This is a genomic window from Pseudomonas sp. GL-RE-29 (assembly GCF_019947275.1).
Classification (GTDB): domain Bacteria; phylum Pseudomonadota; class Gammaproteobacteria; order Pseudomonadales; family Pseudomonadaceae; genus Aquipseudomonas; species Aquipseudomonas fluorescens_A.
Genome location: NZ_JAGYGD010000016.1, coordinates 138,214 through 144,472 on the forward strand (window position 1 = coordinate 138,214; position 6,259 = coordinate 144,472).

General features: G+C 55.7%; 9 protein-coding genes and 1 tRNA gene. 7 read left to right on the top strand and 3 right to left on the bottom strand.

Going from position 1 to position 6,259, the window contains the following annotated elements; all coding sequences use genetic code 11:
• Nucleotides 1-6: 6 nt before the first annotated feature.
• The 3 genes from KGB21_RS15400 to KGB21_RS15410 all read right to left on the bottom strand — a co-directional run bounded on the left by KGB21_RS15400 (nucleotide 7) and on the right by KGB21_RS15410 (nucleotide 2,764).
• Nucleotides 7-978, bottom strand: coding sequence for a magnesium and cobalt transport protein CorA (locus tag KGB21_RS15400; protein ID WP_034150141.1), 972 nt, complete (start codon nucleotides 976-978; stop codon nucleotides 7-9).
• Nucleotides 979-1,137: 159 nt separating this feature from the next.
• The gene (locus KGB21_RS15405; protein WP_223505585.1) at nucleotides 1,138-1,860 is read right to left on the bottom strand and encodes a lysophospholipid acyltransferase family protein; all 723 of its coding nucleotides are present in this window, start codon (nucleotides 1,858-1,860) and stop codon (nucleotides 1,138-1,140) included.
• A gap of 214 nt (nucleotides 1,861-2,074) precedes the next feature.
• Entirely contained in the window at nucleotides 2,075-2,764 is a 690-nt protein-coding gene (locus KGB21_RS15410; protein ID WP_034150139.1) for a crotonase/enoyl-CoA hydratase family protein, read from the bottom strand.
• A 307-nt stretch (nucleotides 2,765-3,071) separates the two neighbouring features.
• On the opposite strand from KGB21_RS15410, the gene KGB21_RS15415 reads away from it, so the two are divergent.
• The 7 genes from KGB21_RS15415 (at nucleotide 3,072) to KGB21_RS15445 (ending at nucleotide 5,936) form a co-directional block, all read left to right on the top strand.
• Nucleotides 3,072-3,161, top strand: a tRNA-Ser gene (locus KGB21_RS15415).
• 228 nt (nucleotides 3,162-3,389) lie between these two features.
• Nucleotides 3,390-3,710 carry a YbjQ family protein gene (locus KGB21_RS15420; protein ID WP_223505586.1) on the top strand — a complete coding sequence of 107 codons (321 nt, stop codon included), beginning with the start codon at nucleotides 3,390-3,392 and terminating at the stop codon, nucleotides 3,708-3,710.
• Nucleotides 3,711-3,857: 147 nt separating this feature from the next.
• Entirely contained in the window at nucleotides 3,858-4,046 is a 189-nt protein-coding gene (locus KGB21_RS15425; protein ID WP_034150184.1) for a hypothetical protein, read from the top strand.
• A 311-nt stretch (nucleotides 4,047-4,357) separates the two neighbouring features.
• Nucleotides 4,358-4,726, top strand: coding sequence for a hypothetical protein (locus tag KGB21_RS15430; protein ID WP_034150136.1), 369 nt, complete (start codon nucleotides 4,358-4,360; stop codon nucleotides 4,724-4,726).
• A gap of 113 nt (nucleotides 4,727-4,839) precedes the next feature.
• Nucleotides 4,840-5,301, top strand: a complete 462-nt coding sequence (locus KGB21_RS15435) for a glycine zipper domain-containing protein (RefSeq protein ID WP_223505587.1) — start codon at nucleotides 4,840-4,842, stop codon at nucleotides 5,299-5,301.
• A gap of 127 nt (nucleotides 5,302-5,428) precedes the next feature.
• Nucleotides 5,429-5,611, top strand: coding sequence for a hypothetical protein (locus KGB21_RS15440; RefSeq protein WP_223505588.1), 183 nt, complete (start codon nucleotides 5,429-5,431; stop codon nucleotides 5,609-5,611).
• 106 nt (nucleotides 5,612-5,717) lie between these two features.
• Nucleotides 5,718-5,936 (top strand): hypothetical protein, encoded by a 219-nt coding sequence (locus tag KGB21_RS15445; RefSeq protein ID WP_223505589.1) that lies wholly within the window; start codon nucleotides 5,718-5,720, stop codon nucleotides 5,934-5,936.
• The last annotated feature ends 323 nt before the right edge of the window (nucleotides 5,937-6,259 follow it).

The window sequence follows — 6,259 nt, forward strand, 5'->3', positions numbered from 1 at the left end:
CAGCTGTCAAAGCCACCCCGACTTCTTGAAGCTCGCCCACAACCCCACACACCCCACCGCGATAAACCCCAGCACCCCAAAATACCCGTAATGCCAGGTCAACTCCGGCATGTTCTGGAAGTTCATTCCGTAAATCCCGGCCACCGCCGTCGGGAACGCCAGAATCGCCGCCCACGCCGCAAACTTGCGCTGCACCACGCTCTGACGTGACGCTTCCAGCAGCACCCCAACCTCGATGGTCTGGCTGGCAATGTCCGCCAGCGTCGTCAGGTCTTCCATCTGTCGCGTGACATGAATCTGCACGTCGCGAAAGTACGGGCGCATGTTCTTGTCGATGAACGGGAAGCTTAGTTTTTGCAGTTCCTCGCCGATCTCTACCATCGGCGCCGCGTAACGGCGCAACCGCAATACATCCCTGCGCAGACCATGCAGGTTCTGAATATCGCGCTCATTCAGCGAGCCGCACATGACGTTGCGTTCCAGCTCATCAATTTGGGCATGAATGGCTTCGCCCATCGGCTGGTAGTTTTCAATCACGAAATCGAGGATCGCATAGAGTACGAAGTCTTCCCCGTGCTCCAGCAACAGTGGACGCGCCTCACAACGCTGTCGGACATAGGCGTAGGACGCCGAATGTCCGTTGCGTGCAGTAATGATGTAGCCATTGCCGGCAAAGATATGAGTCTCGATAAACTTGAGTTTGCCGTCCTCCATAATCGGCGAATACGTGACGATGAATAGCGCATCGCCGAAGGTTTCCAGTTTCGGCCGACTATGTTTCTCCAGGGCATCTTCGATGGCCAGTTCGTGCAGGTTGAACTGGCGTTGCAAGTTGTACAGTTCCTCTTCGTTCGGCTCTTCGAGACCGATCCAGACGAAGTGACCAGGCTTTGCAGCCCAGGCCGCGCCTTCGTCGAGGGTGATATTGGTGACTTTCTTACCAGCGCTGTAAACCGCAGCAGCAACAACTCTACCCATGATGTTGGTTCACTTCTTATTGGCAGCTTTCAATGGCGAATGGCCGTGGCAGGCAGCGTTGAGCTTAGCCTTGTCTGCTACTTGAGAGTCAGTGAAATCTGCTGAGTTCGCAGGCAAAAGTTTGCAGGCAAAAGAAAACCCGCACCAGGCGGGTTTCTTTCAAGCGGGTTGCAGTTGCCGGTCCATCGAGTCGATGCATTCGCGCATCTGCTCACGGCACTGGGCAATCAGCATCGGCATGTCGTCCATGCTCAAACCTGCGGTAGGAATCGCGGGCAACGAACGGATCAGAATTTTCCCACTGCGCCAGCGGTTCAATCGCATGTGCTTGACGTAACTGCTGACACACACCGGTACGATCGGCACTCCGGCAGCGATGGCCATCTGGAACGCGCCTTTTTTGAACGGCAGCAGTTCTTCGCCGAGGTTGCGCGTGCCTTCCGGGAATACCCAGATCGAGGTGTCTTCGTTTTGCAAGGTGTTGGTAGTAGTCAACATCGACTGACGGGCTTTCTGCGCATTGCCGCGGTCGATCAATACATTGCCGGCCAGCCAGAACAACTGACCGAACAACGGCACCCACTTGAGGCTCTTTTTGCCGATGCACACGGTGCGACGGGGGACGACGTTGCCGAACACAAACAAGTCATAGTTGGACTGATGGTTGGCAACGATGACGCAGCTTTCGGGTTTGTCCATCAAAGGGCCGACTTCGGCCTTCACCCGCAAACGCAAAATACACATCGCCGGCCACGCATACAGGCGGGCACACAAACGACTGTTATCCGGATTGAAAGGGCGGCACAGACCGAGAATGACACCCAGCACACCCGCCACAATAAAGTGCAGACCCATCAATGACATACGTAAAACAAACAGCATTTTCAGGCCCCACCGGGACAAAAGGTGGCGCAGTGTACGGATGTGCACTGTTTTCGGCAATTGCCACTATAGAGGTAGGAGATAGACGATGTTTGTACGCATGTTTCCGACCTATGGGTCAGGCGCGATCTAGAGCGGTTGTAAGCTTTTCTACGTAAGGCGCAAGAAAAAGCCCGACACGATGGTCGGGCTTTTCGGCGGAACAGGTTTGGGCTTAAACCAAATGCTCCTGATCCTGGATGATCGCGTTGTCCAGGGTTTCGAGCAACGCCTTGCGTACTTTCAACTTGGTGTTCTTATGCGCCGTCATGTTGATCTTTTTCAACTGACGCGCCGCCGCCAGCGCGGCCCCTTGCAGTTCCTCGGCCGAGACCACGACATCCAGGAAACCGGCGTCCACGGCAGTCTGCGGATTGAACATTTCACCGTTGATCACGGAACGATGGAAGGCGGACTTGCGCAGACGATCACGAGCCAGCTCGATACCCGCGTGGTGCATGGTCATACCGATCTGCACTTCGTTCAAGCCGATGCTGAACGGACCATCGACACCGATGCGGTAATCTGCCGACAACAACAGGAACGCGCCCTTGGCCACCGCATGCCCAGTACAAGCCACGATCACCGGGAACGGGTGCGACAACAGGCGACGGGCCAGCGTCGAGCCGGAAGTCACCAACGCCACGGCTTCTTTAGGGCCGGAGGTCATCACCTTCAAATCGTAACCGCCCGAGAGAATCCCAGGCGTACCGGTAATGATCACCACCGCACGATCAGTCACAGCCTGATCCAGCGCCGCGTTAAAGGCAGCAATCACGTCCGGAGAAATGGCATTGACCTTGCCATTGCTCAGGGTCAGGGTCGCGATACCGTCTTCGAGATGGTAGGAAATCAACTCACTCATGACGCTATTCCTTTCAATAAAGTAGGGCAGACGTTACCCACCACTAAAGGCCAGGTAAAGCGCCGTGACTGACTCGCCAGTCACCCTTTTCCCGCCCGCCGAACGCATCCAGCCACGCCAGCCGCGAATCGCCCTCTATATAGATGGGAGCGCGAAGCCGGAGATTGGCCGGTTTGTCATGCCCTGTAGCGACCGAAACGACTAATCGCGTTAACCGCATGAAAATTCTGAAAAAAATGTTTGCCATCAGAAAAGCTTTCGACTACATTAGCGCGCCTCGACAGACAGAACTTGTTTGAAGAGATACGGTGAAGTGTCCGAGTGGCTTAAGGAGCACGCCTGGAAAGTGTGTATACAGGAAACTGTATCGAGAGTTCGAATCTCTCCTTCACCGCCAAATTCGATGTAAACAGAACCCCTGGTTTCGAAAGAAGCCAGGGGTTTTGTGCGTTCGGGTGTTGGATTTTGGAATGTTCAGCGCTCCGGGTATTTTCCTACGACGCTCTTGGCTAGCCCATTTAAGGGCGGAAGCAGTGCGCTCATCACCGCAACGCTTGGTCTGGCCGCGATAGTGGCGAAAGGGTTTGGGTGGGTTTAGCCCTCGGAGCCATAAAAAGGAAACTAAATGATCACTACCACGACCCATACAATCGAAGGCCGACAAATCACGGCTTACCTGGACATTGTCAGCGCCGAGTCGGTGCAGGGCGTCAACGTTATCCGCGATATGTTCGCCGGCATACGCGATATTTTCGGTGGCCGCTCCCAGACGCTGGAGCGCGCATTGAAGGAGGCGCGTATTCAGGCCACTGACGAGATCAAGGAGCGGGCGCGGGCACTTCAGGCGGATGCTGTGGTGGGACTTGATTTTGAGATCAGTATGCCGGCCGGCAAAGGCGGGATGGTGGTGGTATTTGTGACCGGTACGGCGGTCAAATTAAGATAATGAAGATAGGTCCTTTCGTCGGGCATTTTGATATGTGAATTACAAGTCCGGTCGTGACCGGCTAGTCTCAAAAATCTTGGTGGTCGATATTTATTCAGGCAAAAGGGCTTGCCGGTGTCGATCCCGCTTTTGAAGAGGGGTGAAGAGATGGCTGATCCGTATATCGAAGACGACGGTGCAGAGTTTCCGATCAACAATTGTGTGCAGTGTGGACAGACTGCGTACGTTGCCAGCTTCGGCGAGGACCAGACAGAGGTCGACAAGATCAAGACCAGGGCGGGCCGAGTGCAGAAGGGGAAATTTCTCCCCAGGGTGACGGCTCCGGCCAGGAAGTAATGGATCCCCAAGCATGCCCCGCCATTGAGCGGGGTTTTTTGTGCCTGATGAATGTGTGAACAATTTTTTAACCCCGGGTTTTTTCACAAAGTTTTCACAGGCGTCTACGTAGGCTCAACTCATCCGTTAGAAAGCAACATCCTGCCCGTTCCCCAGCGGGCTTTTTTTTGCCTGTCATAAAACCTTTTCCATAAACGCTGTCCAACCGTCGCCATCCGCGATGGTTGAGCGCGTATGTCTGGACTTTGTTCCCTCTAAAGCATTCAATCGCGACCCCTTTGATTTTCATCTTATTTTTGAGGTTTTTTGTCATGCGTTTCACTCTGCCTGCTCTGGTTCTGGGTCTTCTGGTTGCTCAAGGTGCAATGGCTGGCGACGGCACTGCTGCAATTGGTGGCGGATTGGGCGGCGCGCTGGGTAATGTCGTGGGCCAGAGCATGGGCGGCAGCACCGGCGCTGCGATAGGTGCTGGTGTGGCAGGTGCAGCAGGCAGTGCTGTTGCCGCCAAGAAAGGCCACCGTACCAGCGCTGCCATCGGCGGCGGTGTGGGCGCTGCCGGTGGTTCGGTGATCGGTAACAGCCTCGGTGGCAAGACCGGCTCCACCATCGGCGCAGGTCTGGGCGGCGCATTGGGCGGCGGCGTTGGCAGCAACCTGGCCAAAGGTCACAAGCGTCACTGATCCTGATCGGTCCACTCAAAAAGCCCGGCTCGATGCCGGGCTTTTTGGTTTATGAACGTTTCTCCCGATAGTGGCTCAAAGTTTTAAGCCCATCGAAGAACACGAGGCATGCTATGACAGCGATTACCAAAGGCAAGGAAGTAAATGGCTCCGTACGTTTGACGTTATCTACGTTATTTTTTGGACTTTTTCTCACGCCGCTGGCGATGGCCGCCGGTGACGGCACTGCTGCTGTAGGTGGTGGCCTTGGCGGCGCGCTGGGCAACGTAGTCGGCGGGCAAATGGGCGGCAGCACGGGCGCGGCTATTGGCGCCGGCGTGGGTGGCGCCGCAGGCAGTGCGGTCGGAGCGCCCAAGGGCAGTCGCACAGAAGCAGCGGTCGGCGGTGGCTTGGGCTCGGCGGGCGGTTCGGTGATCGGTAATAGCCTCGGCGGCTCAACCGGTTCGACCATTGGCGCAGGACTCGGCGGGGCTGCGGGTGGTGCGGTCGGCAACAATTTGGGGAGCGACAATGACAGCTCCCATTCCGGTGGCGGCCACAAACACAAGAATAAACATAAAAACAAACATCACTGATTCGACATCGCCATGAAGCACAAACCCGGCCAAGCGCCGGGTTTTTCATGTCTGTGCTTTGTCCCGGAACATTTACCTGTGGTGAACCCTCGAACTTCATATACCCCTGAATAATGTGAGGCGCGCCATGACACCGGAGACCGAAGGCAAAGAAGAAAAAGGCCCGAGCGGACTGCCGTTCATTAACGATCCCGGTAATGAGGATCCGGGTTCTTTGATGGACGATGCGACTGTTCCGCTTAACGATTCCGATGATGCGGGTGATGTGGGCAATGTTGATTTTGAAGACGAGGATGAAGACGACGCTTGATCGAGGGTTGCGATCGGGTTTACCGGTTGTCTCCCGGATCGAACGCGAGCCTCGCGCCCGCCTCGAAACTTCAGGGCCTGCTTTCAGGCTCTTTGAGAGGTGCACCATGAATGCTGATCCGAAAGATGCTGATATCGACGAAACGCCTGAATATCCATTGCCCTCACCGACTGATCCTCTGAGTCGTGATCAACGTCCGCCCGATGATGATGCGGGTGTTGAGCAGGTTCCCAACGAAGACGTTAAGCGCACTGATTCTGATGTCGAGGCCTTACCTGATGATCCGGATATAGCTGGCCAAGATGGCTCGGGCGAACCCAGCTGATGCGGTCCAACAACCTTGAAAGGAGTGGACCATGAACAGGTCAAAACTCACGGCTATGACAGTGGCCACTTTGTTGTCGCTCAGTGCAGTGGTGACATTTGCCGGTAGCAGCGGTGCGCCAGTGGATAAGGGCGGGATGCCGCCTTCAACGGAAATGAACGCCGGTTCCGGGGCGGAGAATGCACTGCCTCCTGGCACTATTGAAGGTGGGAATGGTGGTGATGCTAATGGGAGTAGTACTAGCCCGACCAGCCCGGGGATGGGGAGTGGGTCTATGACTGGTGGGAGTTCGAAGGGGAGTGATTCTGGGAGTGGGGCTGGAG

What these genes read in the sequence shown, in the direction of transcription:
- KGB21_RS15400 (WP_034150141.1), bottom strand. Translation starts at nt 978, where the DNA reads ATGGGTAGAGTTGTTGCTGCTGCGGTTTACAGCGCTGGTAAGAAAGTC.
- KGB21_RS15405 (WP_223505585.1), bottom strand. Translation starts at nt 1,860, where the DNA reads ATGCTGTTTGTTTTACGTATGTCATTGATGGGTCTGCACTTTATTGTG.
- KGB21_RS15410 (WP_034150139.1), bottom strand. Translation starts at nt 2,764, where the DNA reads ATGAGTGAGTTGATTTCCTACCATCTCGAAGACGGTATCGCGACCCTG.
- KGB21_RS15420 (WP_223505586.1), top strand. Translation starts at nt 3,390, where the DNA reads ATGATCACTACCACGACCCATACAATCGAAGGCCGACAAATCACGGCT.
- KGB21_RS15425 (WP_034150184.1), top strand. Translation starts at nt 3,858, where the DNA reads ATGGCTGATCCGTATATCGAAGACGACGGTGCAGAGTTTCCGATCAAC.
- KGB21_RS15430 (WP_034150136.1), top strand. Translation starts at nt 4,358, where the DNA reads ATGCGTTTCACTCTGCCTGCTCTGGTTCTGGGTCTTCTGGTTGCTCAA.
- KGB21_RS15435 (WP_223505587.1), top strand. Translation starts at nt 4,840, where the DNA reads ATGACAGCGATTACCAAAGGCAAGGAAGTAAATGGCTCCGTACGTTTG.
- KGB21_RS15440 (WP_223505588.1), top strand. Translation starts at nt 5,429, where the DNA reads ATGACACCGGAGACCGAAGGCAAAGAAGAAAAAGGCCCGAGCGGACTG.
- KGB21_RS15445 (WP_223505589.1), top strand. Translation starts at nt 5,718, where the DNA reads ATGAATGCTGATCCGAAAGATGCTGATATCGACGAAACGCCTGAATAT.